The organism is Aminobacter sp. P4_D5, assembly GCF_056401815.1.
Map to the genome: position 1 here is coordinate 1 of NZ_JBFUIP010001263.1, position 545 is coordinate 545.

Here is a 545-nt window from a genome sequence, read left to right on the forward strand (position 1 = left end):
ACCTCGCTGACCGCTGATGCAGTCGAGAAGCCCGGCGTGAAGACGAGGTCCACCGCCGCCGCATCCTCCAGCGTGTCGGCGGCGGCGCGCGACAGCAGGCCGCGCTCGACCGCGAGGTCGCGGATGCGGGCGGGGTCGATGCCCGCCCCGTCATCCGTCACCTCGATGATCACGCGGTCCGCATCCGGCCGCGCGATGAGGCGTATCGTTCCCGTCTCCGGCTTGCCCGCCGCCAGCCGCACCGCCGGGGCCTCCACGCCGTGATCCATGGCGTTGCGCAGGATATGCAGGAGAGGGTCGAAGAGCCCGTCCACGACGGACTTGTCCACCTCGACCTCGCCGCCCTCGATCTCCAGCGCGACGGATTTTCGCAGCGCGCTGGCGATGTCGCGGGCGAGGCGCGGGAAGCGGCCGAAGAGCGGCGCCAGCGGCACCAGCCGCACCTGGCCGACCGTGGCATGCAGGTCGCCCACAAGACGGTCGAGCTGCGCCTGCCGCGCCCGCAGCGACTGCCCGAGGATATGGCCTCCCGCCAGCTTCTCCGC

General features: G+C 72.3%; 1 protein-coding gene. It reads right to left on the reverse strand.

Annotation, left to right across the window (positions count from 1 at the left end; translation table 11 throughout):
* A partial coding sequence (locus AC1DWF_RS37845; protein WP_476843542.1) for an ATP-binding protein occupies positions 1 to 545 on the reverse strand: 545 nt, incomplete at both ends.